The sequence below is a fragment of the Sphingobacterium kyonggiense genome (assembly GCF_039536825.1).
GTDB lineage: Bacteria > Bacteroidota > Bacteroidia > Sphingobacteriales > Sphingobacteriaceae > Sphingobacterium > Sphingobacterium kyonggiense.
Genome location: NZ_BAAAZI010000009.1, coordinates 150,848 through 173,512, shown reverse-complemented (window position 1 = coordinate 173,512; position 22,665 = coordinate 150,848). Strand labels below are relative to the sequence as shown.

Below are 22,665 nucleotides of genomic sequence, written 5' to 3'. Positions count from 1 at the left end.
AATGAAAAAAATAAATCTTATTTATTGGAATGAGAAGAACTTTGGGGATTTATTGAATCCATGGTTAATTGACAAATTAACACCATGTGAAATTCAATATAAAAAATTCGAAGCTTCCCGTAAAAAAAGATATTTAGAATATATAAGTTCTATTTTGAAACTTGATTTTATCAAAGCAAAAGAGGTAATTATGCCTTGGCAAAAGACTTTTATTTGCATAGGGTCTATTGTCAGATGGTCAAATTTTAACACAAAAGTTTGGGGAGCTGGATTTATGAATGATCATGAATCGTTTTGGGGTGGGAAAATTTATGCAGTTCGAGGTAGATATACTTATTCTAAATTAAAAAAAGCAGGTTGGGAATGCCCTGAAGTTTTTGGTGATCCAGCATTATTACTACCAATTGTTTTTAAAAATAATATTTTAAAGACAAAAAAAATTGGAATTATTCCCCACTGGAAAGAAGTGGATTTCTTTATTAATGAGTATGGTACTAAATATTCAGTAATAGATTTTAGAACCGACAAAATTGAAAAGACCATTGAAAAAATAAATGAATGCGAATATATTCTGTCTAGCTCTTTACACGGGCTCATAGTAGCACATGCTTATAATATCCCTGCTATTTGGATAAAAAAAGGTTATATCGATACGGATGGTTTTAAGTTTAAGGATTATTTCAGTTCTGTTGATATAAAAGAATATGATGGATTTGAAAATTTTGATCTTATTCTAAAGAGTTTAGATACTATAGAAGATTTTTTTTATAAAAACAAAAATATTAGCTTAATTCAAAATTCTTTGTTAAAAATTCAAAAAGACTTGCTTAAAAGCTATCCATTTACATTAAAAAATGATTATTCCAATTATTTGGAAGAAATAAATAATTAATATGTCTCTAGATAACTATAAATTCTTAATTAGTGTAATTATTCCTGTATATAATGCGAATAAATATTTAGATAGATGCTTTTCTGGATTAATTAACCAAAGCTTAGATAGTATTGAGTTTATTTTTATAGATGACGCCAGCATAGATGGCAGTTATGAAAAAATTATTGATTTGATATCCTTGCATCCAAATAAAAAGTTCAAAATCCATAGACATACTACTAATTTAGGATCTGCATCAGCACGAAATAGTGGGTTGAAATTAGCCGAAGGAGAATATATTGGTTGGCTTGACGCAGATGATTATATAGAGTTTGATATGTTTCAAAGCCTTTATCCATTTGGAGGAATTGTAAAACATGATATGACATGGTGTGATTTTGATCTGGTTTTTTCTGATAGGTCAGAAAGAAAACCTCAAAACTTCCCTACGGACATAAGGGAATATTTAAATAAATTACTATCAGGGGAGATACAAGGTATGCTATGGAATAAGTTAATGAAACATGATATTATCAAAAAGCATGATTTAAAATTTTTGGCTGGAGAAAATATGGGAGAAGACAGGGCATTCCTGTTTAAATTTTTGTTTTTTTCAAAAACAATACATCATGTTCCTGAAAATAAATACTATTATGTTCAGACCAGTCCTGGTGCATTAACTCGAGATCCTAAAGTAGAGAGGATTTATGAAGAGATAAATAACAATAAGGATATATTGAATTTTATTTTCGAAAATAATATTCATTGGATTTCTGATTCAACTATCAATAATTTTAAATTATGGTCCAAACATAAACTATTGTTTTCCACTAGGATTATTGATTTTAAAAATTGGAAATCAATATTTCCGGATGTCAATTGGAAAATCATGAAGAGTAATATTGGGTTTCGCCATAAATTTCTTGGTATTGCAAGTACAATAGGAATATGGCCATTGATAAAATTTTGGATTTTTTTGAAGACAAGTTTTAAATAATATTATGAGTACTATTATACCTATAGTTTTTTGTTTTGATGATAACCTTTTAATGCCAGCTGGTATTTGTTTAAATTCGTTATTATTACATGCCAATAAAGATACTTTTTATGATATTTTTATTCTTCATGATTATCGCAGTAGTTTTCCAAGTAGTAATCATTTGGAAAGATTACATGAGGTTTATTCGAATTTTAAAATTCATTATCGAAACATCGGAAATTCCTTTGATAATGCATTTGAAATTAGAGGTATAACCAAAGCAGCTTATTATCGTCTGTTAATACCTGAAGTTATCAAAGAATATGAAAAGGTATTTTATTTCGATGTCGATATCATTTTTCGATCAGATTTATCGAAAATATATCACGAAACCAACTTAGACAATTTTTATGTCGCAGGTGTTGCCACTCCATATACTGACTTAGAAACTTATGTACAGAAAAATATTAAAATGAATCCCTCAGGATATATTTGTTCCGGAACTATTTTAATGAATTCTAAAAAAATGTTGGAAGACCAATTAGTCCCACAATTTAAAAAAGAAGCTGAAAAGGAATGGAAATACCAAGATCAAGATGTTCTTAATTTAGTTTGCAAAGAGCGAATTAAATTATTACCACCTTGGTTTGGAGTAGTTGGAACGGTAAATGAAATCGTAAGTAATCATGATCAGGAATATTATGATACTAATACAGTAAATGACATCCTGAATTTTGGCACCATCCATTATAATGGAGCTAAGCCATGGAAAAGTTGGTGCTATAATTTTGATATCTGGTGGGAATATTACCGAAAATCAATTTATTTTGACCAAACATTTTATTTTGAATTCTATCATAATAAATTGGTTGAACTAGATAATCTCCCACTAATAAAAAGAATCAAAATATTATTAAGATATTTTTTTGTTCGATAAGCAGATGAAACCTTGTTTAGTATCAATAATTGTCCCTATTTACAATGTATCACAATATATTTCAAAATGTATATCATCACTTTTCAAGCAAACATACTGTGACCTGGAATTTATTTTTGTAAATGATTGTACTCCTGATAATAGTATTGAAAAATTATTAAATGTTATCAATGAATTTCCGAACCGAAAAGATCAAGTAAGAATTATTAATCATGAACATAATAAAGGCTTAGCTGCTGCTCGAAATACAGGTCTATCATTTGCTAATGGTACATATATCTATCATTGTGACAGTGATGACTGGATGGAACCTACAGCAATTTCTGAAATGGTTTCAAAAATAGTTTCTGATAAGGCAGAAATTGTTTATACCAACTTTTACTTTTCTTATGCTAATAAGAATGTTTTAAGTGTTCAGCAAAAAACATCAAATTCGGAAGAATTCATTAAACTTATGTTTAAAGAAGAAGTACATGGAGCGATTTGGAATAAATTATATAAAAAATCTTTGTTTATAGATAATGACATTAATTTCCCAAATGGAAATGATATGTGGGAGGATTTATATACAAATTTTTATTTATTTTATTTTTCTAATAAAATAAGTTATTTAAATTCTTCATTTTATCATTATAATCAAGAAAACATAAGTTCGCTAGGTAGAGAAGTTAATTCTAAAAAATTGACTTCCATTTTTTCTAATATTTCACAAATAGAATCTTTTTTAAAGAAACAAAAAGACGCACGCTTTACCACCGAGCTTATATATTTGAAGTTAGCTGCAAAACAAACTTTATTATTCACATGTGATATAAAGAATTTTAGAAAATGGTTAACTATTTACCCTGAAACAAACCCTTATATTCTTAGTTATAAATCCTTACCACTACATTTACGGTTACTTGGATTTTTGTCAACAAAAAAACTTTGGACTTTTATTAGACTTTGGATATTGGTGAAGAAAAATTTGAAACCACAATGAACATTGCAATTCTAATTACTGTATTTAACAGGGTCGAAAAAACATTGGCTTGTTTTACAAGTTTAAGATATTCTTTAAAAAACTCTAAGGATGTACATATAAAAGTTTTTTTGACTGATGATGGTAGTACAGATGGTACGAAAGAAAAAGTATTAACTTCTTTTCCTGATTTAGATATTGAAATTCTCCCAGGTAGTGGACAATTATTTTGGAATGGAGGAATGATTAATTCATGGCGGGAGGCGGTAAAAGAAGGGGATTTTGACGGATATTTATGGTTAAATAATGATAGTATTATTTTACCAAATCTATGGGAAGAATTAATAGCTGCTGATAAATATTCAAAATCTCAATTTGGTAAAGGAGGAATATATGTTGGCTCTACTTATAACTTAAGCAAAACTAATATCAGTTATGGAGGCTTCAATTTTATAAATAAATGGACATTGAAAGATGAGTTTGTTATTCCTAATGGGGAGTTTCAAGCTTGTGAAGCAGCTCATGGCAATATTACATATGTATCCAATGATGTCGTTAAGACAGAAGGCGTATTTTATGAAGGCTACATTCATAGCGGTGGTGATCATGATTATTCTTATCTAGCCCACAAACATGGTTATCCCGTTTTTATTCTTCGAGATTATGTAGGTATTTGCGAAAATGATCATAAAGAAAATTATGGGTCAGATTTTAAAAGTTTATCAATGAAAGAACGGTTTAAGTATTTAAAATCTCCATTGGGTTATAACCTCAAAAATACCTTAATATTTCAAAGAAGATGTTTTCCTTACAGGTATATTCCAGTTCTAATTGCTGGTTATTTCAAAGCCTTATTTCCAAACTTGTCATTCTTTATATATAGACAATTAAGAAAATAAATATTCACAAATAATAATATTATTTACTTCATCATCAATGAAAACAGCATTAATTACAGGGGTCACAGGACAGGATGGATCATATTTAGCCGAATTGCTATTGGAAAAGGGTTATATGGTACACGGTATTAAGCGTCGAGCGTCTTCCTTTAATACGCACCGTATAGACCATTTATATGTCGACCAACATGAGGAGCATGTTAATTTCAAGCTTCATTATGGTGATTTGACTGATTCTACCAATATCATTCGGATAATTCAGGAAGTTCAACCCGATGAGATCTATAATTTAGGTGCCATGTCACATGTGAAGGTGTCATTTGATTCCCCAGAATATGTAGCCAATGTAGATGGGATAGGAACCCTTCGGATTTTAGAAGCCGTTCGGATTTTAGGCTTGGAGAAAAAGACGCGCATTTATCAAGCTTCCACTTCAGAATTGTATGGATTGGTACAAGAAGTTCCGCAAAAGGAAACAACGCCTTTTTATCCGCGTTCACCTTATGGAGTGGCTAAAATTTATGGTTTTTGGATCACCAAGAATTATCGGGAAGCTTATAATATGTATGCCTGCAATGGTATTCTGTTCAATCATGAATCACCAAGACGTGGGGAAACATTTGTTACCCGAAAGATAAGTATGGCCGTGGCAGCAATTGCCTTAGGAAAACAGGAATGCTTGTACTTAGGTAATTTAAATGCACAACGCGACTGGGGCCATGCCAAGGATTATGTAGAAGCCATGTGGCGAATTCTACAACAAGATATCGCAGATGACTATGTCATAGCAACCGGAAAGACAACTTCGGTACGTGAATTTGTTCGATTGGCTTTTTTGGAAGCTGGAATTGAATTGGCGTTTGAAGGTGCAGATGATGGAGAATATGCCATAATTAAAGCCTGTCATGATGCTGCTTATCAACTTCCGATCGATCAGGTGGTGGTTCGAGTTGATCCACAATATTACCGTCCTACTGAAGTAGATCTTTTGATAGGTGATCCTACAAAATCAGAAACAGTTTTGGGTTGGAAACCTAAATATGATTTAATGGGTTTAATTAGAGAAATGGTCCAATCCGATTTGGCATTATTAAAATAACTAATGACAATATGAACTATTCCGTTTCGGTCATTATTCCCATGTTTAAAGTGCAAGCATTTGTTGGTCAATGTGCCAGACAATTGTTTTCTCAAACGCTGCAGCATGTAGAGTTTATTTTTGTGGATGATTGTTCTCCTGACGAGAGTAGTAATATTGTTAAAGAAGTATTGGAAGATTTTCCTGCTCGTAAGCCACATGTGCAGATTGTTCGACATGAACAAAACAAAGGACTTCCTTCAGCACGTAATACAGGATTATCTTTGGCAAATGGAGATTATATTTTTCATTGCGATGGGGATGATTGGTTAGAGACAAATGCTTTGGAGCTGTTATGGAATAAAGCGCAAGAAGAGCAGGCTGATCTGGTTTTCTGTGATTGGTACTTGTCTTTTAAAAATAATGAACGTTATATGACCCAAGACCCTGGAATAGTTGATTTGGATGGCCTAGAGCTAATTAAGTTAATGTTGTCTGGCAAAGTAAAATATAATGTTTGGAATAAGTTGGTGAAACGAGATCTATATTTAGATCATGACATCAGATTTCCTGATGGTTATGGTATGGGGGAAGATATGACCATGATTAGATTAAGTGCAGTAACAAAAAAGGTTAGTTATCTTCCAATGGCACTTTATCATTATGTTCAATTGAATAATGACGCTTTTACAAAAAAACATAGTGATAAACATTTCGAACAAATAAGGTTTAATGTCAATCAAACCCTATCATATTTAAAGGATCGTTTTGGAGATAAACTTTTGGAGGATATGGAATTCTTTAAATTGAACATTAAGCTGCCATTTTTGATTAGTTCAGATATTGTATCTTATAAACGATGGAATGAATGGTATCCAGAGTCAAATAAATTTATAGATAAAAATCCTAGTTTTAATTTCCGGACCAGATTCATACAAAAGGCCGCTATGAGAAAACAATATTGGCTGATTAAAGGCTATTATTATTTGGTTATTCGGATAGTTTATGGTTTGATTTATCGTTAAATGCTATGCGAGTTATTCTGATACTTTTAGTTGGCTTATTAACGAGCTTTTATTATTTCCCAATCGATTTTCGCTTTTTACCTTCTGGTCTGAATACTAAGCTATTATTAGCATTAGTTGGCTTGGTTGTGATGGTCTATCATTTCATTAATATGAAAAGGATTATCCTTTCCAAAGAAGTATTAATTGCCTCCTTTGTTGCCTTAATATTTTCATTGGTTGGTTTTATTTCAACAGATATCAATAATACGAGTGACTATGCCTATTCTACTTATATAAGTTCCATGTGGGTTTGGTTTTCAGCCTCCTATGTTATCATATCTTTAATTGCTGCGTTACATGGTAAAGTGAGTATAAAAATATTAACAAACTACTTAATTGGAGTCTGTTTATTTCAATGTACAACTGCCTTATTAATTGATTTTGTGCCGAGCTTTAAAATGTTTGTTGATAGATTTGTTGATATGAAAATCAATGAATTTCTTGATGAAGTAGACCGCTTGTATGGTATTGGAGCTACCTTGGATGTTGCTGGAATTCGCTTTTCAGTGGTTTTAATAATGATTAGTTTTTTATTATCAAATGATTCAGAGGTAAAAACCAAAAATTGGGAAATATTTCTCTATACATTATCATTCTTTTTGATTGCAGGAATTGGAAATATGATGTCAAGAACAACCTCGGTTGGAATGGTTATAAGTATTGGCTATATGATTTATGCGAATAACGTCGTTAAGAATAATATTTCCGTTCTAAACATTAAGTTATGGAACATGATTTTAATGACACTATTATTGATAGTAGGAATAGCTACTTATTTTTATCAAACAAATAAGGATGTTTATGAGTTGCTACGCTTTGGTTTTGAGGGCTTCTTTAATTTTGTAGAAAAAGGAGAGTGGCGGACAGACTCAACGGATAAACTAAATAAAGAAATGTGGATATGGCCAGCAGCGAATGATACGAAAACCTGGTTAATCGGTAAAGGGGTCTTCTCTAACTGGTTTTTAGTAAAAACTGATGTTGGGTACTGCCGCTTTATATTCTATAGTGGAACCATTGGCTTATCGGTGTTTATATTTTTCTTTGTATATCTTTCCTATGCTTTATGGCATAAATTCTTAGAATATAAGCCTTTTTTCTTCATTCTTTTTGTCTTGGCCATGATTAATTGGATTAAAGTTTCCACGGATTTGTTTTTGGTATATGCCTTATTCTTATCGATGGGGAGTCCATTTATTTACGAGAGATATTATCAAAAACCGGAGGAAGAATGCGCATAGTTTATTGTATTGCCGGCACCTATAATTCTGGTGGAATGGAAAGGGTTTTAGCGAATAAGGCAAATTATCTTGTGAAAAATGGATTTGAGCTGATAATAGTGACCTCAGATCAAAAAGGTAGAATGCCCTATTTTCAATTGGATCCTGCCATTAAACAATATGATTTGGAAATCAATTATTGTGATACGGTTCATGCTAAGTTTTTGAGGAAAGTAATGGCTTATAAGGCTAAACAAAAGAAGCATGAGCAAAAACTGAATGCCCTATTAAATGATTTGAAAGCTGATATCGTTATTTCCATGTTCGATCATGAAGTAAGTTTTCTTCATAAAATAAAGGATGGTTCGAAAAAGATAGTTGAAATACATTTCTCGAGATATAAGCGTCTTCAATACGGAAGAAAAGGCCTTTTAGGTTTAATAGATCAATATAGAAGCAAACAAGACTTGTTTACAGTTCAGCAATACGATGCTTTTGTGGTACTAACAGAAGAGGATAAAGGTTATTGGGGTGAATTGCAGAATATCTCCGTTATACCTAATGCGAATAGTTTTGAAAGTACTGAAATTGCTGCATTAGAAAATAAGCAAGCCATTGCTGTGGGTCGATACGATTATCAAAAAGGATTTGAGGATTTGATCAATATTTGGTCTATGGTGCATCAACAGGTACCAAATTGGAAATTGAATATTTATGGAAAGGGAGAATTGCAGTCTAACTTTGAACAAATGATCAAAGAACGTAATTTAGGTTCTTCTATTCAACTATGCAGTCCAGTCAAAGACATTGAATCGGCCTATTTAACAAGCTCCATGTGTTTATTGACTTCAAGGTATGAAGGTTTACCCATGACGCTTTTAGAAGCTCAGTCATGCGGTTTACCATTGGTGGCCTATGCTTGTAAATGTGGACCTAAGGATATAATTAAAGATGATGTCAATGGATATTTAATTGAAGAGGGTGACCAGAAAGGCATGGCAGAAAAAATAGTTTTCCTTATTCGAGAAGAGGATAAAAGAAAAGCAATGGGAGGTGAAGCTAAAAGTTTATCTTCTAACTTTGGAGAGGAAAAGGTTATGCAACAATGGATTTCCTTATTTAATAAGCTTCTTTCATGAAAAAGATAGTGATTTCTGCCGTAAATATTGTTGAAGCTGGAACTTTAGCAATACTAAAGGATTGCCTTGCTTATCTCTCCAAATTAGCAGAAAAAGAGGATATTGAAATCATTGCTGTTGTTCATAAAAAGGCATTAGCTGATTTTCCAAATATTACTTACATCGAAACAACATGGCCCAAAAAGCGATGGATTAATCGATTATGGTATGAATATGTGAGTTTAAAAAAGGTTTCTAAAGAAATTGGATCTGTTTTTCTTTGGTTCTCCTTACATGATACTAGCCCCAGTGTGATTGCTAATCGTAGAGCCGTTTATTGTCATAATTCCTATTCTTTTTATCGTTGGAAATTTCATGATTTAATATTTGCACCGAAAATTGCCTTATTCGCTATGTTTACCAAATACATTTACCAAACCAATATTCATAAGAATGATTATTTGGTTGTACAACAAAATTGGTTTAGAGAGGCGATGTCGAGGATATTCAAAATCAATAAAAATAGGATCATAGTTGCTCCAGCGCATTTTAATAAAGCTATAACAGATACAGCTGCTAATACGAAGGATTCAGATTCGTCTGATACTTATCAATTTCTTTTCCCAGCATCTCCCAATAGCCATAAGAATTTTGAAGTCATCTGTAAAGCTGCAGAACTACTAGAAAAAAGACATCTATTTAAACCATTTAAAATCGTACTTACAGTTTCAGGTGCTGAAAATAAGTATGCAAGTTGGTTATATAAAAATTGGCATCAAATTCAACCAATAGATTTTCGTGGATTTGTAAAAAAGGAAGAATTAAAGGAATTGTATCAACAAAGTAATTGTTTGATTTATCCTTCAAAGGTGGAATCTTGGGGTTTACCTATCAGTGAGTTTTCTGCATATAATAAACCAATGTTATTAGCCGATTTGCCATATGCTAAAGAAACAGCCGCTGGGAGTATTAAAACAGCATTTTTCAATCCTGAGAATGCTGAGGAATTAGCTATGCTTATGGAAAATTTAATTAAAGGAGAGGAAAAGGATTTGAAAGCAGTTCCATTACTAAAGATTGCAGAGCCTATAGCTAATAATTGGAATGAATTGTTCACTATTTTAATGAGAGATTAACTGAATAGTTATGAAAGTATTGCAATTGGGGAAATTCTATCCCATTAGAGGTGGTGTGGAAAAAGTCATGTATGATTTGATGTTAGGTCTTTCAGCCGCTGGTATTGATTGTGATATGCTATGTGCTTCTACTGAAAATCATCCTGCTGCAGAAATACAATTAAATAAGCATGCGAAATTAATGGTCATGCCCACTAATATCAAAGTTGCAGCAACCATGTTAGCTCCAACCATGGTAATTAAATTAAGGAATATTGCCAAACAGTATGATATCATCCATATTCACCATCCTGATCCAATGGCTACCTTGGCGCTTTTTTTATCTGGTTACAAAGGAAAAGTAATATTACACTGGCATTCGGATATTCTTAAGCAAAAAACATTGCTCAAACTGTATAAGCCCTTGCAGAGTTGGTTAATTAAACGAGCTAATCTTATTGTGGGAACTACGCCGGTATATGTGAAAGAATCATCGTTCTTAGATAAAGTACAAAATAAGGTAGATTATATTCCAATTGGTATTGAAGCTAATACGGGTAACCCTGGTTTAGAGAGTTCTATAAAGGCACAATATCCAGGTAAATTTATAGTTTTCTCCCTAGGGAGATTAGTAGAATATAAAGGTTTTGAATATTTAATAAGATCAGCTGCTTTATTACCTGAAAACTTCCAAATTCTGATAGGAGGGAAAGGTCCTTTAGAGGGAGAGTTAAAAGAATTAATTTCTGAATTAGGCTTGACGGATAAAGTGAAACTATTAGGGTTCCTTTCGGATGAGGAGGTAGATGCTTACTTTGCTGTTTGCGATATCTTCTGTTTAAGTTCTATTTGGAAAACAGAGGCGTTTGCAATTGTTCAAATCGAAGCAATGGCAAAAGGTAAACCAATCGTTACAGCAGATATCCCTGGATCGGGTGTAAGTTGGGTAAATAAAGATGGAGTATCGGGTATTGTTGTGCCTATAGAAAACCCGCAAGCATTAGCCAATGCCTTCATGAAATTAGAAGAAGATAAAGAATTTCGAGAAAAATGTATTGAAGGAAGTATTTCCCGATACCATGATTATTTCTCTAGAGATAAAATGGTAGGAAAGTGTCTACAATTATATCGAAAAGTCCTTTCAAATTAGTTGTATAATAGGTTTAGAAGTACATTTGCGATGGATTAAAACATTAAATTCTTCTGTCTAAAATAACGAAGTGACGTTTTAGTTTAAGATAATGATTTTGTAGTAATCCGAATGAAAGAAGCTACCAATGAAATTAAAACAATAAGTAATCTGCAATATTTCGAAGAGGTACGGCGATTATTAATTTCAGGTAAGGAAATACAAATTCCTGTCCGTGGGCATAGTATGAAACCTTTTATAAAAGAAGGAAACTTTGTTCAATTGGAAGCTTTTCAACAGAGACATTTAAAATTAGGAATGATTCTTTTAGCATTACATGAAGGACGTTATGTCTTGCATCGATTAGTAAAGATCAAAAATAACATTTTGGTTTTGGCAGGAGATGGAAATATTAACCAACTTGAATATGTAAGCCATGAAGAAACCTTTGCAGCTGTCACGATAAAAACTTTTGATGGAAAGAAAAAAGACATGCAAGGCTTTATTCCAAGGATTTTAGGTCTTAGCTGGTACTATAGTCGAGGGATTCGACTATTTATTATTCGATTAAAAAAGATATGGAACCTACTATGAAGCTGAGAAACGATCTTACCTTGCGTAAAGTAGCAGGCGAATACATCATTGTTGATCCTGGAAAGGATATGGTTGACATGTCTAAAGTCTTTACTTTTAATGAAACGTCTGCCTTTATTTGGGAAGAGCTTCAAGGCAAAGAGTTTAATGAAGAAGACATTGTAGCTATATTGCTAGAAAATTATGAGGTTTCTATTGAAATTGCTCAGGCAGATGCTCGAATATTGATTGATCAATTTCATAAATTTGGATTGATTATATAAATACCTTTGAAGTGGAAACTCGAGTACAAGCCGCATTTTTCAGTTTATTACGTTCAGGTTTATGGGAAAATAACATAGATCGTATTGATCTATTTCCACTAAATCAAGATGAATGGAATTGGGTTTTGGAACAAGGGCGTATTCATACGGTTGAGGGTTTATTATTTCAAGGTATACAGAAACTGCCCATGAATCTTACAGGTTCAAAAGCACATTTATTTGAACTGGCTGTACGAGTTGAAAAAATAGAACAGCGTAATCAATTAATGAATGATGTCCTTGCTGAACAATGGACCTATTTTAAGAATTTAGGAATAAATGCTTATTTATTAAAAGGTCAAGGACTTGCCAATTGTTATTCTCAACCCAATCTACGGGTATGTGGTGATATAGATTGGTATTTACCTGTTCAAGATGATTATAACCGCCTAATTGAACACTTAAATAAACGCGGATTTGAAGTTAAAAGCGATACTAACTATAGTTCAAATTTTATATGGAATGGATTTGAAATCGATCTACATCAAAAGCTATTTGATCTCCACAATCCCTTTAATCGTGGTTATCTAAAGGACTTTGAACTTAAAGAATCAAATAACTTTACTTTATTAGCTATTCATGATCAGAAAATTAAAGTTCCTTCAATAGCCATTCAATTAGTTCAAACAAGTTCGCATATACTCAAGCACCTTCTTTCTTTTGGTATAGGTCTACGTCAATTATGCGATATTGCTCGTCTTTATTATCATTATTCAAATCAGCTTGCAACATTAGGATTACCAAAAATATTCAATAGATTAGATATATATTCCTGGGTAAAACAACTGAATAAATTATTAATAGATTATTTAGCACTTCCTGCTGATCTTATTAAAAACGTAGGTTATAGTTCAAAAAATGCCGATTGGATGATGAAGGATATCATGCAATCTGGTAATTTTGGGTATTATGATAATGAATACATTCAGTTCGAAAATACAGGGATATTATCTCGTCGTAAAACTTTAAAAAAAATCAGTGGAAATATTTTCAGATATTTACCTTATGCTCCAATGGAAGCAATAAGTTTTCCTATTGCACATTATTTCTCAAGGTCTGCTATTAAATAAACCAATTGATTGAACGCATCATTATCATATCAGCTTAGATGGTCTTGGAAACAAACACTAGGAGAACGTAGTCGACTATTGTTATACTTTATATTGGAATTAATTTCAATAGCCCTTTCATTAATATTTGTACTTCTATCTAAACAATCAATTGATATTGCTACTCAAAAAGTATCTGGTGATTTAACCAAAAGTCTTTATTTGACAGCTGCTGCTTTAATGGTTGGGATGACTTTAAGGATTGCAAGTTCTTGGATAAATGAACGTAGTAGAATGAATTTATTAAAAGTTCTACAAAACAAAATTATTAAATCGCAGATGCTTGCTACTTGGAATTATGTAAAGCAGTTTCATAGTGGAGATGTTCAAGTAAGAATTCAAAACGATTGTCAAGAAATAGCACAACTCTTAAGTTCACATTTCCTAAATTTTGTATTGACGCTAATACGACTGATCAGTTCTTTCGGACTGTTGTGGTTAATGGATCCTATGCTAGCTTGGTTAATATTAGCTGTAACACCATTATTGTTTTTTTCAAAATTATATTTCAAAAGACTTAGAAGATTAAATCGATTGGTTAAGGATTCTGAAAGTAAACTGGGTCAAGTAATTCAAGAAAATCTACGATTTAGATTATTAATTCGGGCTTTAGGGGCACATCAATTACGATGGAGAAAAACAGAGAGTACTCAAGATGATTTGTTAAGACACCGTCAAGGATTATTGAATTTCTCGACAGTTTCTCAAGGTATGATGCGTCTGGCTGTCAATATTGGATTTTTAGTGACATTTATTTGGGGTGTATATAAGTTGCATTCCCAAGAAATAACCTTTGGAACATTAACCGCCTTTTTACAACTGGTAGGTAGAATACAAAATCCAATTTTAGGATTAATGGCTTTTGTTCCTTTATTCATTAAGTATCGTACATCTGCTGAACGTGTTGAAGAATTATTACAAGTAGAACAAGAGGTCGAGAATGATAAAGTACCGTTGAAGAATGTAAAGCAGATTGAATTAAATCATGTTTCTTTTCAATACGATGACTTGGATGTCATTCAAGATTTAAATATTAAATTTAATAAGGGTGAATCTACTGCTATAGTTGGTGCAAGTGGAAAAGGAAAAACGACTTTAATACGTCTATTACTTAATTTAATTCCTGTAAATTCTGGAGAGATTAATTGGATAGGGGAAGATGGAAAAGAAGCATTAGGAGCTCAACACAGGAAAGAGATTGCTTATGTCCCTCAAGGTGACAAACTATTTAGTGGAAGTATCTTAGATAATTTACAAGTTGGCTTAGAACAAGCTTCGGAAGCCGAAATAAAAGAAGCCATTTATTTAGCATGTGCAGAATTTATATATGACCTTCCATCCGGTTTAAATACCAGCATTGGTGAAATGGGTTATGGATTATCAGAAGGTCAGGCAGTTCGTATTGCTTTAGCAAGAGCATTACTTAGAAATTCATCAGTTTGGTTATTTGATGAGCTTACTGCAGCATTAGATGTAGAAACATCTAGAACACTATTGAAAAGATTAGAATCTAAAGGGAAAGATAAAATAATTGTTTTTGTAACTCATGATTTAGAATTGGCGGAGCAATGTTCACAAACAATTTATATTCGTTAAGGGTTTATGAAGTTAACTGAGAATAAAGAAAAATATTTTCAAATTGCAGGTTTAATACTTTGTATTAGCTATCCGGAAGGTTTTCCTATGGCTAATTATTTGTTTTCTTTTAGACCATTTTATTTGGGTGATAACCTAACTAATTGGGATATATATGTTGAAGTGAAATTGGAGAAACCAAATAGAAAAGAACAAGACTATAAGTTATTGAGCGACATTTCGCAGGTGTGGGGAGATAGATTTCAATTGGAAGAATCAGAAGATAATTATATTACTACAATTAAAACGGTAAAGGGTGAACCCTGGGAAATGCATAGTCAAAAGGATTTTAAGAAATCCATGATTTATGTTGGAGAAATGGAAGATTTGCAATCCAATCATTTGTCTTGGTTATTAATGGTAGCTTTTGGACAACATGGTATTTTTCATAAAGGAATTTTGATTCATTCTTCTGTTATTTTAAAAGATGGTTTGGGATTTGGGTTCCTTGGGAAAAGTGGTACTGGAAAAAGTACGCATAGTCGAATGTGGCTGGAACATTTAAAAGATACTGAATTGTTAAATGACGATAATCCAATGATTCGGATTATGCCAGATGAAACAGTAATGATTTTTGGTACTCCCTGGAGCGGTAAAACAGCTTGTTATAAAAACAAACAAGCACCTTTAAAAGCTTTAATTCGTTTGGAGCAGGCACCTGAAAATAATTGGACAGAGATGCATGGTAAGCAGGCACTACTTCAAATTTTGCCTAGTTGTACTGGATTACGTTGGAATGCCAACCTTTATAATAAAATGTTGGATAATATTGAAGAAATATTAGCAGTAACGAAAATAGCATACTTAAAATGTTTGCCTAATGGAGAAGCTGCTCGATTAAATTATGAACGATTAATAGATTAAATAATGAAAATTAAATTTGTTTATGGCATCCTACTTTTAGGATTGGTACTTTTAAATTCTTGTATAAGTTCAAAAAAAGTGGTTTATGTTGGTGATATGATCCCAAAGGTAGATTATGTTGCTGCTGAAATTCCTGAAGTTAGAATTCAAAAGTTTGATCGTCTACAAATTCGAGTAAGTTCTAAAACTCCTGAATTAACTATTCCCTTTAATAGTGGTGTTGATGGTTATATAGTTGGTGAAGGTGGACAAATAAATACATCTAGCCCTTCTAATGTAAACCCAGCAACCGTTGGATATTTGGTGAACTCCCAAGGACAAATAACTTATCCAATATTAGGCGTTATTGCTGCTGAAGGAAAAACTATTCCAGAATTGCAAAATATCATTCGATCAAAATTGATTGATGGAAAGCTAATAAACGATGCTACTGTTCAGGTTGATTTATTGAACTTAAAAATCAATGTAATCGGAGAAGTAAATAACATCGGAATACAAAATGTTCCAGATTCAAGAATTACAATTCTAGAGGCTATTTCAAATGCAGGAGGTTTAACGCGTAATGGAGCTCCAGATCGTATTACTGTCATAAGGGAAGAGAATGGTGTGAGAAGACAATATGTAACCAATATTGAATCAAAAGATATATTTGATTCTCCGGTATTCTACCTCAAACAAAATGATTTAGTATATGTGGAACCAATTACAGCCGTTACAACCCCTAAAGAGGAACGAAATTGGCGATATTTAACAACTATTATGGGCTCGGCTACTTTGATTATTTCCATTATTTCATTAATTAAATAATAATTCGATTATGAATAATAAGGTATCGAATCACGGAAATTCGAATGCTAACCAAGGAACGATTAATGTATTAGATATACTAAAATATTTAATCGCAAATTGGAAATGGTTTATACTATCTGTTGCTGTATTTGTAGGTTATTACTACTACCAATATAGTAAGTCTCCAATGATTTATAGTCGTTTTGAGACTGTGATGATTAAAACTCCAGAAAATACTCCAACAACCGCAAGGATTACTAGAACCAATTCAAGTTTTAATTCGGTAAGTGTTGCTTCAGAGATATTACAATTAAAATCGGCTGAATTAATGCGACAAACGGTAAGTAGGATTGGGGCTGAAATGAGTTATAGCATTCAGAATAACTTAAGAACAATTGAACTTTACAAAAAGTCTCCAATTACGATTGTAGTTGAAGGGATTAAACCTGAAAGTTTCTTTTCCTTAAAAGTAACTCCTTTAGATGCTAAAACAGTTGTTATTTCAAACCTAAGTAGTGATAAAGAATCCAATCAAATTAAAGTTAGGTTGAATCAGGAGATCAATACGTCCTTAGGGAAATTGAAAATTATTCCAACTGATTATTATTCTGTTGAATATTATGATGAAACCATTAAGGTAACTAAAAATCAACGAGAAGGAATGGTTGGTTATTTTATGTCAAATCTGTCTGTTACTCAAATGGAAGATGATGCCTCCTTACTTCAAATCGTTATTGAAGATCAAAACCCAGACCGTGCTTCGGAGTTGATTACAGAATTGATCACTGTATATAATGAAATTTCATTACGTGATAAGACACAAATAGCTGTAAATACGGAGAATTTTATTCAGGATCGTTTAGCAATTATCGAAAAAGAGTTAGGGAATGTTGAGACCGATATTGAAAAACTTCGAATTGCAAATCAAGGTGTCGATGTAGGCTCTGCCGGAAGTATGTATCTCTCCGATAGTCGACAATTCCAAAGTGAAAGAACCAAGATTGAAACAGATATCAAATTGGCATTGATGATGCGTGAATACCTGACTCATCGTTCAAGACAAGCTGATTTAATACCAAACAATACGGGTTTAGTAGATGGAAGTGTTGAAAACCAGATTAATGATTATAATACCACTTTATTAAGGCGTAATCGATTAGTAGAAGGTAGCAGTACAGCCAATCCTGTAGTTCAGGATCTAGATCAGGCTTTAAGTTCTATGCGTTCAAATATTGATCGTGCCGTAGATAACACCTTATCAGGTTTAGAAATAAAAGCCCGAAATGCAAGACAAGAAGAGATGGCTGCCCTAGGAAAAGCCATGTCTATCCCTCAAAAACAAAAAATGATGCTTTCTGTTGAACGGCAGCAAAAGGTCAAAGAGGAACTCTATTTATACTTGTTGAACAAACGTGAAGAGAATGCTATCAATAAGGCAATGACTGATGAGAATATTAGGATTATAGATCCTGCATCAGGCAGTAATTCACCAATTGGACCTAGTAAGTTTAAGAAATTAGCTTTAGGTACGGCCATTGGTTTAGCATTACCAGCAGTCATTCTATTGCTGATTTTAATGTTAAATACCAAAGTCCGCTCTCGTCGTGATATTGAAGGACAAATACATGTTCCATTTGTTGGAGAAATACCTTATTCAACAGATCTTAAAAGCAAACCCCATGAAATAGTTATTAAAGAACAAGGGGTGGATTCTGTTACCGAATCATTTAGAATATTTCGAACCAACCTTAGCTTTATGTCTGCTGGAGAAAAGGAACAGAAAGTTTTAATGTTCACCTCCTTTAATGTAGGAGCTGGAAAAACATTTTCTGTTATCAACCTCGGAGTATCTATGACTTTCTTGAAAAAACGTGTAGTCCTTCTTGATTTGGATTTACGTAAGGGAACTTTAAGTAATAAATCAAAAGTACCTATGTCAAAAGGGGTAACTCATTTTTTATCGGATAATCGAGTAACAGTAGATGATATTATTTATAAAGATAGAATTGCACCAGGGTTAGATATCATTCCAATTGGTACCATTGCTCCAAATCCAGTGGAACTTTTACTGAGCGAGCGCTTAGATGTTTTAATCCAAGAACTTAAAAATCGATATGACCATATTGTTGTAGATAATGTTCCTTTGGGCATAGTCGCAGATGCGAAAATTGTAAATCGTATTGCTGATGTAACTGTATTTGTTATTAGAGCTGGTAAAATGGATAGAAGACAATTGCCAGAGGTACAAAATATCTTCGAGTCAGGCGATCTTACAAATATGGCCATCTTATTAAATGGTGTAAACTTTAACGATTCTCGATATGGTTATGGATATGGCTACGGTTATGGTTATGGCTATGGGGGTTACGGTTATGGATATGGCTATGGATATGGCAATGAAAAGAAAAAGAAATCAATTTTCAATTGGTTTAAATAATTATACTCCTTGTCAAATAAAAAAAGGTTCTTCAAATTGAAGGACCTTTTTTTATTTTATGTTAGTTCAAAGTGCTTTTGAGTATGAATTTATAGGAGGAAGGTTGCTTTTAAAATAGTAGTTTCTTTAGGTAATTTATAAATTTATTATAATAATAATCTAATTCAATATAAATTTCACCTCATATATAATATTTTTTACAGTAATTAATACCATAGCAGATAATATCTTTCATTATTATAATTATATACTTTCAAACATTTTCCTGATTAATATTATAAAGAAATAATAGCAATTATTGTATGCTAAAATTACAATAAACCTCTTAAAATTATCTTTAAGGTAAATATTATTCCTACGGGTGTAATATAAATACTACACGAATTATTAAATTTCGATTTGAACCTCAATTCATTTATTATTAATTATATTTTTGACTTGTAATTTTTAAATAACTGATTGGAATAACAATTAATTCAATATTTAAATTGAAAAAGCGATTACTTATCTTTTTAAGCTGTTCTGCTTGCTATTTAGTAGGGCACAGTCAAGAAACAACCATTCGAGTTGACACAACAGTAGTTGAGCGTAAAGACTCTAAAGAAATCATCCTTAATAAATTTAAGAATAACTGGTTTATTCAAGGTGGAGCAGGTGTTCAACATTTTTTTGGAGATCACAATCGACAGGCGAAAATAACAGAAATGATGAGTCCATATTTTGGCTTACATTTTGGAAAATGGTTTTCTCCTCTGGTTGCAGGACGTATAGGGGTAAATGGTTACCAAATTAAAGGATTAACACAAAACGGCTCTCATAGCACTGGAGAAATTTATGATGCCAGCCAATCATTATCTCATCAGGAATTTAAATATTGGCATGCCAATGCTGATGCTTTATTGAATCTTACTAATCTCATTTCAGGCTACAATCGCGATCGTAAGTACAATATTAGCACCTATTTAGGATTGGGTTGGATGGTCACAGAAGAACCTCAACAACGCGAGGTTAGTGCAAATATTGGATTTTATCAATCATTAAACTTATCAGGTGGTTTGGACTTATTCTTAGACATCCGTGGAGCATTCGTAAATGATCGTTTTGATGGAGAGATAGGAGGAAGAAGAAACGAAGGTCAACTTTCTTCCTTATTGGGTTTAACGTATCGATTCAAGAAAAGAGATTGGGACAAACCAAAAGAAACAATCATCAGCTATGACGAGCAGGAACTTAAAAATCTAATAGCCCGTGTAAATCAACTTGCAAAAGATAATGACGTATTAGCAAAACAATTAGCAGAAGCAGAAGGAAAAACTATTACAGATATAGTAGTTGAGAAAAAAGTATTAGCAGCTCCAATACTGGTAACTTTTGAAATCAATAAAAGCATCCTTTCAAATGAAGCTCGTGTAAATCTAGGATTCTTTGCTAAAGTGATTCAACAAGGAAATCCAGATATAATTTATCGCGTAACTGGTTATGCAGATGCTGGAACAGGTACTTCAGAAATTAATGAAAGACTAAGTACAGAACGTGCTAATGCTGTTTATAAATGTTTGGTAAATGAATTTCAGGTTTCGCCAAAACAGTTGAAAGTTGACCATAAAGGCGGCGTGGAAAACATGTATTACAATGACCCTAAATTAAGTCGTGCAGTAATTAGCATTGCAGAGAATTAAGCCATCTATAAAAAATCACCTCATTCGAAATGAAACAAAAACTACAATACAAGAAACCTAATATCAAAGTTGTGGGTGTATATCTAGAACATGGTATTGCTGCATCCTCCGCAACAGTTGTTCCAGGGAATGGACAGTCAGGCAATTATTCACCTGAGGTTGAAGATTGGATGGACGAGACACAAGTACATCAACAAGATTTTTAATTCCAAGACAATGAAAAAGAATAAAAATTTAAAATCCTTTATATGGATCACTTCAATAACTGCAATTTTACTGATTACTTTCTTTTCTGCTTGTTCTAGGAAAGAAGTTAGTGATTTTGATGGTCCAATCCCTTTGGGAAAAGAAGCTATTCTATCTGTTTCAATAGCTGGAATTGAAGACCCAACGGAGAAGGAAATGGAGAGCAAGGCAAAGGCTGGTCGCGTTATGATTAAAGGACAGTCTTTAAAACCACAAGTGAACACTGCTGAAGGTAGTTTATATGAACTTCCAGAATTTGATGCATTCGTCCAATCGACATCAGGATCAATTTCTGATAATAAGAAATTGAAAATTGGGTTCGATAGATCATCCAATTCATCTGGTAGCAATAAAGCAGAAGCAAAACCTATGGATAATTTAGTTACTTATCAAATTCTGCTGTATAATCCTGACGGAAGTCTGTTCAAATCTGTTCAAGCAAAATCCAATCAAAAGCTTGCCATCGAAGTATGGAAGGGTATTGAATATAATTGGTATGCCTATTCGTATAATGAAACAGCAGATATGCCTGCCTTAAATAATGCTGCTAATCCAACAATTGAATCAAGTATTAGCAAAGATTTATTATATGCTAATGGAACTGTAAAAGTAGATGGTGCTGGAAATATTGAAAAACCTTTGACTATTTTGTTTAAGCATAAAGTATCCAATATTGTTATTGAGCTAAATGCCCAAGGACTGTTTGCCGGATTGAATACTGTACAAGCAACTTTTGCCGGCAATTACTTCAAAAAAGGTACTTTAGATATTAAAACAGGTAATATGACCAATTTGACAACTGTCACCACTGGTCCATTAAACTTTTTTAGAACACATGATGATTATAAAGACACTATTAAACGCGTTTCCTATTTTACAGCAGATGAAGCGGCGATTAATAATTTCACCTTTAATCTAAATTCATTTACACTTGCTTTAGATAGAGGAGACACAAGAACATTCACTACTACCACAAGCTATCCTTTTACTGTAGTTCCCACACATGGTACTCGATTAACAGGCACAGTAGTGATGGTCGAATCTGCTTTATCCATAGCAAATACCAGGTGGGCAAGAGCAAATCTTTATTTCAGTGATGCTGATTTGGCTTATCGCTTTAGACATCAAAGTGAAGATGTGTATCCTCGTGATCCTAATGAATATTGGAAATTTAAAACTCCATTCCCTGGTTCAAGCGAGTTAGAAATCGGTACTCAAGACCCTTGTACCAAAGTATATCCAAAGGGAGTTTGGAGAATGCCAACGGATGGAGAAGTGGACAACCTTGTTAATCAGAATGGCAGAACCGATAACACTAAATTTGCAGAATTTCAAGCTTCTGGTGTGGCAAGCCCTTATCCAAGTAATAAACTAAGGATAAACAAAATCGGATATTTACACTTGATAGGCCAAATGTTTGGAGTTACTGAAGATGGAGACAATGCGTATCTATATTCTTCAAAAGCAAGGACCTTAATAGGTGGTTTATTTGGTGGAGTTTACATGTTTAAAGCAAGTAATATTAAGCAATATATTATTACCGGAGAAAAGGTATGGGGAGAATGGTCTGCCTCTTCTTGGGGTGGACGTGTTAATGTAAGATGTGTAAGAAATTAAAATTTTATTAATTGTA

21 protein-coding genes are annotated in these 22,665 nt (G+C 32.7%); all 21 read left to right on the top strand.

The features are described from left to right. Nucleotide 1: 1 nt before the first annotated feature. The 21 genes from ABD676_RS11475 (at nucleotide 2) to ABD676_RS11375 (ending at nucleotide 22,649) form a co-directional block, all read left to right on the top strand. Complete coding sequence (locus ABD676_RS11475) at nucleotides 2-892, top strand: polysaccharide pyruvyl transferase family protein (protein ID WP_344674824.1); 891 nt, start codon at nucleotides 2-4, stop codon at nucleotides 890-892. Nucleotide 893: 1 nt separating this feature from the next. Continuing rightward, nucleotides 894-1,871 (top strand): glycosyltransferase family 2 protein, encoded by a 978-nt coding sequence (locus ABD676_RS11470; RefSeq protein WP_344674823.1) that lies wholly within the window; start codon nucleotides 894-896, stop codon nucleotides 1,869-1,871. A gap of 4 nt (nucleotides 1,872-1,875) precedes the next feature. Beyond that, nucleotides 1,876-2,790: a glycosyltransferase family 8 protein gene (locus tag ABD676_RS11465; protein ID WP_344674822.1), complete on the top strand. Its 915-nt coding sequence runs from the start codon at nucleotides 1,876-1,878 to the stop codon at nucleotides 2,788-2,790. Between the two features lie 4 nt (nucleotides 2,791-2,794). Next, entirely contained in the window at nucleotides 2,795-3,772 is a 978-nt protein-coding gene (locus tag ABD676_RS11460; RefSeq protein ID WP_344674821.1) for a glycosyltransferase family 2 protein, read from the top strand. Beyond that, nucleotides 3,736-4,650 (top strand): glycosyltransferase family 2 protein, encoded by a 915-nt coding sequence (locus ABD676_RS11455; RefSeq protein WP_344674820.1) that lies wholly within the window; start codon nucleotides 3,736-3,738, stop codon nucleotides 4,648-4,650. Before ABD676_RS11460 ends, ABD676_RS11455 begins: the two co-directional genes overlap by 37 nt. 37 nt (nucleotides 4,651-4,687) lie before the next feature. After that, the gene (gene gmd, locus ABD676_RS11450) at nucleotides 4,688-5,749 is read left to right on the top strand and encodes a GDP-mannose 4,6-dehydratase (protein WP_344674819.1); all 1,062 of its coding nucleotides are present in this window, start codon (nucleotides 4,688-4,690) and stop codon (nucleotides 5,747-5,749) included. A gap of 11 nt (nucleotides 5,750-5,760) precedes the next feature. Next, nucleotides 5,761-6,753, top strand: a complete 993-nt coding sequence (locus ABD676_RS11445; protein ID WP_344674818.1) for a glycosyltransferase family 2 protein — start codon at nucleotides 5,761-5,763, stop codon at nucleotides 6,751-6,753. A gap of 152 nt (nucleotides 6,754-6,905) precedes the next feature. Then, nucleotides 6,906-8,036: a hypothetical protein gene (locus ABD676_RS11440; RefSeq protein WP_344674817.1), complete on the top strand. Its 1,131-nt coding sequence runs from the start codon at nucleotides 6,906-6,908 to the stop codon at nucleotides 8,034-8,036. After that, the gene (locus ABD676_RS11435) at nucleotides 8,027-9,154 is read left to right on the top strand and encodes a glycosyltransferase family 4 protein (protein WP_344674816.1); all 1,128 of its coding nucleotides are present in this window, start codon (nucleotides 8,027-8,029) and stop codon (nucleotides 9,152-9,154) included. The genes ABD676_RS11440 and ABD676_RS11435 overlap by 10 nt, the downstream gene beginning before the upstream one ends. Next, nucleotides 9,151-10,269, top strand: coding sequence for a glycosyltransferase (locus tag ABD676_RS11430; RefSeq protein WP_344674815.1), 1,119 nt, complete (start codon nucleotides 9,151-9,153; stop codon nucleotides 10,267-10,269). The genes ABD676_RS11435 and ABD676_RS11430 overlap by 4 nt, the downstream gene beginning before the upstream one ends. A 10-nt stretch (nucleotides 10,270-10,279) precedes the next feature. Then, entirely contained in the window at nucleotides 10,280-11,398 is a 1,119-nt protein-coding gene (locus ABD676_RS11425) for a glycosyltransferase (protein ID WP_344674814.1), read from the top strand. Nucleotides 11,399-11,509: 111 nt separating this feature from the next. Beyond that, nucleotides 11,510-11,971 (top strand): S24 family peptidase, encoded by a 462-nt coding sequence (locus ABD676_RS11420; protein WP_344674813.1) that lies wholly within the window; start codon nucleotides 11,510-11,512, stop codon nucleotides 11,969-11,971. Next, nucleotides 11,968-12,234, top strand: a complete 267-nt coding sequence (locus ABD676_RS11415) for a PqqD family protein (RefSeq protein ID WP_344674812.1) — start codon at nucleotides 11,968-11,970, stop codon at nucleotides 12,232-12,234. The genes ABD676_RS11420 and ABD676_RS11415 overlap by 4 nt, the downstream gene beginning before the upstream one ends. 11 nt (nucleotides 12,235-12,245) lie before the next feature. Further along, nucleotides 12,246-13,343 carry a nucleotidyltransferase domain-containing protein gene (locus ABD676_RS11410; RefSeq protein ID WP_344674811.1) on the top strand — a complete coding sequence of 366 codons (1,098 nt, stop codon included), beginning with the start codon at nucleotides 12,246-12,248 and terminating at the stop codon, nucleotides 13,341-13,343. Nucleotides 13,344-13,352: 9 nt separating this feature from the next. Then, nucleotides 13,353-14,978, top strand: coding sequence for an ABC transporter ATP-binding protein (locus tag ABD676_RS11405; RefSeq protein WP_344674810.1), 1,626 nt, complete (start codon nucleotides 13,353-13,355; stop codon nucleotides 14,976-14,978). 6 nt (nucleotides 14,979-14,984) lie between these two features. Next, the gene (locus ABD676_RS11400; protein WP_344674809.1) at nucleotides 14,985-15,881 is read left to right on the top strand and encodes a hypothetical protein; all 897 of its coding nucleotides are present in this window, start codon (nucleotides 14,985-14,987) and stop codon (nucleotides 15,879-15,881) included. Between the two features lie 3 nt (nucleotides 15,882-15,884). Further along, on the top strand, nucleotides 15,885-16,688 hold the full coding sequence (locus tag ABD676_RS11395) for a polysaccharide biosynthesis/export family protein (protein WP_344674808.1): 804 nt from the start codon (nucleotides 15,885-15,887) through the stop codon (nucleotides 16,686-16,688). 10 nt (nucleotides 16,689-16,698) lie between these two features. After that, nucleotides 16,699-19,107 (top strand): GumC family protein, encoded by a 2,409-nt coding sequence (locus ABD676_RS11390; protein WP_344674807.1) that lies wholly within the window; start codon nucleotides 16,699-16,701, stop codon nucleotides 19,105-19,107. 488 nt (nucleotides 19,108-19,595) lie between these two features. After that, on the top strand, nucleotides 19,596-20,786 hold the full coding sequence (locus ABD676_RS11385; protein ID WP_344674806.1) for an OmpA family protein: 1,191 nt from the start codon (nucleotides 19,596-19,598) through the stop codon (nucleotides 20,784-20,786). 29 nt (nucleotides 20,787-20,815) lie between these two features. Further along, entirely contained in the window at nucleotides 20,816-20,992 is a 177-nt protein-coding gene (locus ABD676_RS11380; RefSeq protein WP_344674805.1) for a hypothetical protein, read from the top strand. Between the two features lie 10 nt (nucleotides 20,993-21,002). After that, nucleotides 21,003-22,649: a hypothetical protein gene (locus tag ABD676_RS11375; RefSeq protein WP_344674804.1), complete on the top strand. Its 1,647-nt coding sequence runs from the start codon at nucleotides 21,003-21,005 to the stop codon at nucleotides 22,647-22,649. The last annotated feature ends 16 nt before the right edge of the window (nucleotides 22,650-22,665 follow it).

Excerpts from the sequence above, each read along its gene's own strand:
- ABD676_RS11435 (WP_344674816.1), top strand. The coding sequence starts at position 8,027 with ATGCGCATAGTTTATTGTATTGCCGGCACCTATAATTCTGGTGGAATG.
- ABD676_RS11445 (WP_344674818.1), top strand. The coding sequence starts at position 5,761 with ATGAACTATTCCGTTTCGGTCATTATTCCCATGTTTAAAGTGCAAGCA.
- ABD676_RS11430 (WP_344674815.1), top strand. The coding sequence starts at position 9,151 with ATGAAAAAGATAGTGATTTCTGCCGTAAATATTGTTGAAGCTGGAACT.
- ABD676_RS11465 (WP_344674822.1), top strand. The coding sequence starts at position 1,876 with ATGAGTACTATTATACCTATAGTTTTTTGTTTTGATGATAACCTTTTA.
- ABD676_RS11420 (WP_344674813.1), top strand. The coding sequence starts at position 11,510 with ATGAAAGAAGCTACCAATGAAATTAAAACAATAAGTAATCTGCAATAT.
- ABD676_RS11425 (WP_344674814.1), top strand. The coding sequence starts at position 10,280 with ATGAAAGTATTGCAATTGGGGAAATTCTATCCCATTAGAGGTGGTGTG.
- ABD676_RS11375 (WP_344674804.1), top strand. The coding sequence starts at position 21,003 with ATGAAAAAGAATAAAAATTTAAAATCCTTTATATGGATCACTTCAATA.
- ABD676_RS11380 (WP_344674805.1), top strand. The coding sequence starts at position 20,816 with ATGAAACAAAAACTACAATACAAGAAACCTAATATCAAAGTTGTGGGT.
- ABD676_RS11395 (WP_344674808.1), top strand. The coding sequence starts at position 15,885 with ATGAAAATTAAATTTGTTTATGGCATCCTACTTTTAGGATTGGTACTT.
- ABD676_RS11470 (WP_344674823.1), top strand. The coding sequence starts at position 894 with ATGTCTCTAGATAACTATAAATTCTTAATTAGTGTAATTATTCCTGTA.
- ABD676_RS11460 (WP_344674821.1), top strand. The coding sequence starts at position 2,795 with ATGAAACCTTGTTTAGTATCAATAATTGTCCCTATTTACAATGTATCA.
- ABD676_RS11400 (WP_344674809.1), top strand. The coding sequence starts at position 14,985 with ATGAAGTTAACTGAGAATAAAGAAAAATATTTTCAAATTGCAGGTTTA.
- ABD676_RS11475 (WP_344674824.1), top strand. The coding sequence starts at position 2 with ATGAAAAAAATAAATCTTATTTATTGGAATGAGAAGAACTTTGGGGAT.
- gmd (WP_344674819.1), top strand. The coding sequence starts at position 4,688 with ATGAAAACAGCATTAATTACAGGGGTCACAGGACAGGATGGATCATAT.
- ABD676_RS11390 (WP_344674807.1), top strand. The coding sequence starts at position 16,699 with ATGAATAATAAGGTATCGAATCACGGAAATTCGAATGCTAACCAAGGA.
- ABD676_RS11415 (WP_344674812.1), top strand. The coding sequence starts at position 11,968 with ATGAAGCTGAGAAACGATCTTACCTTGCGTAAAGTAGCAGGCGAATAC.
- ABD676_RS11440 (WP_344674817.1), top strand. The coding sequence starts at position 6,906 with ATGAAAAGGATTATCCTTTCCAAAGAAGTATTAATTGCCTCCTTTGTT.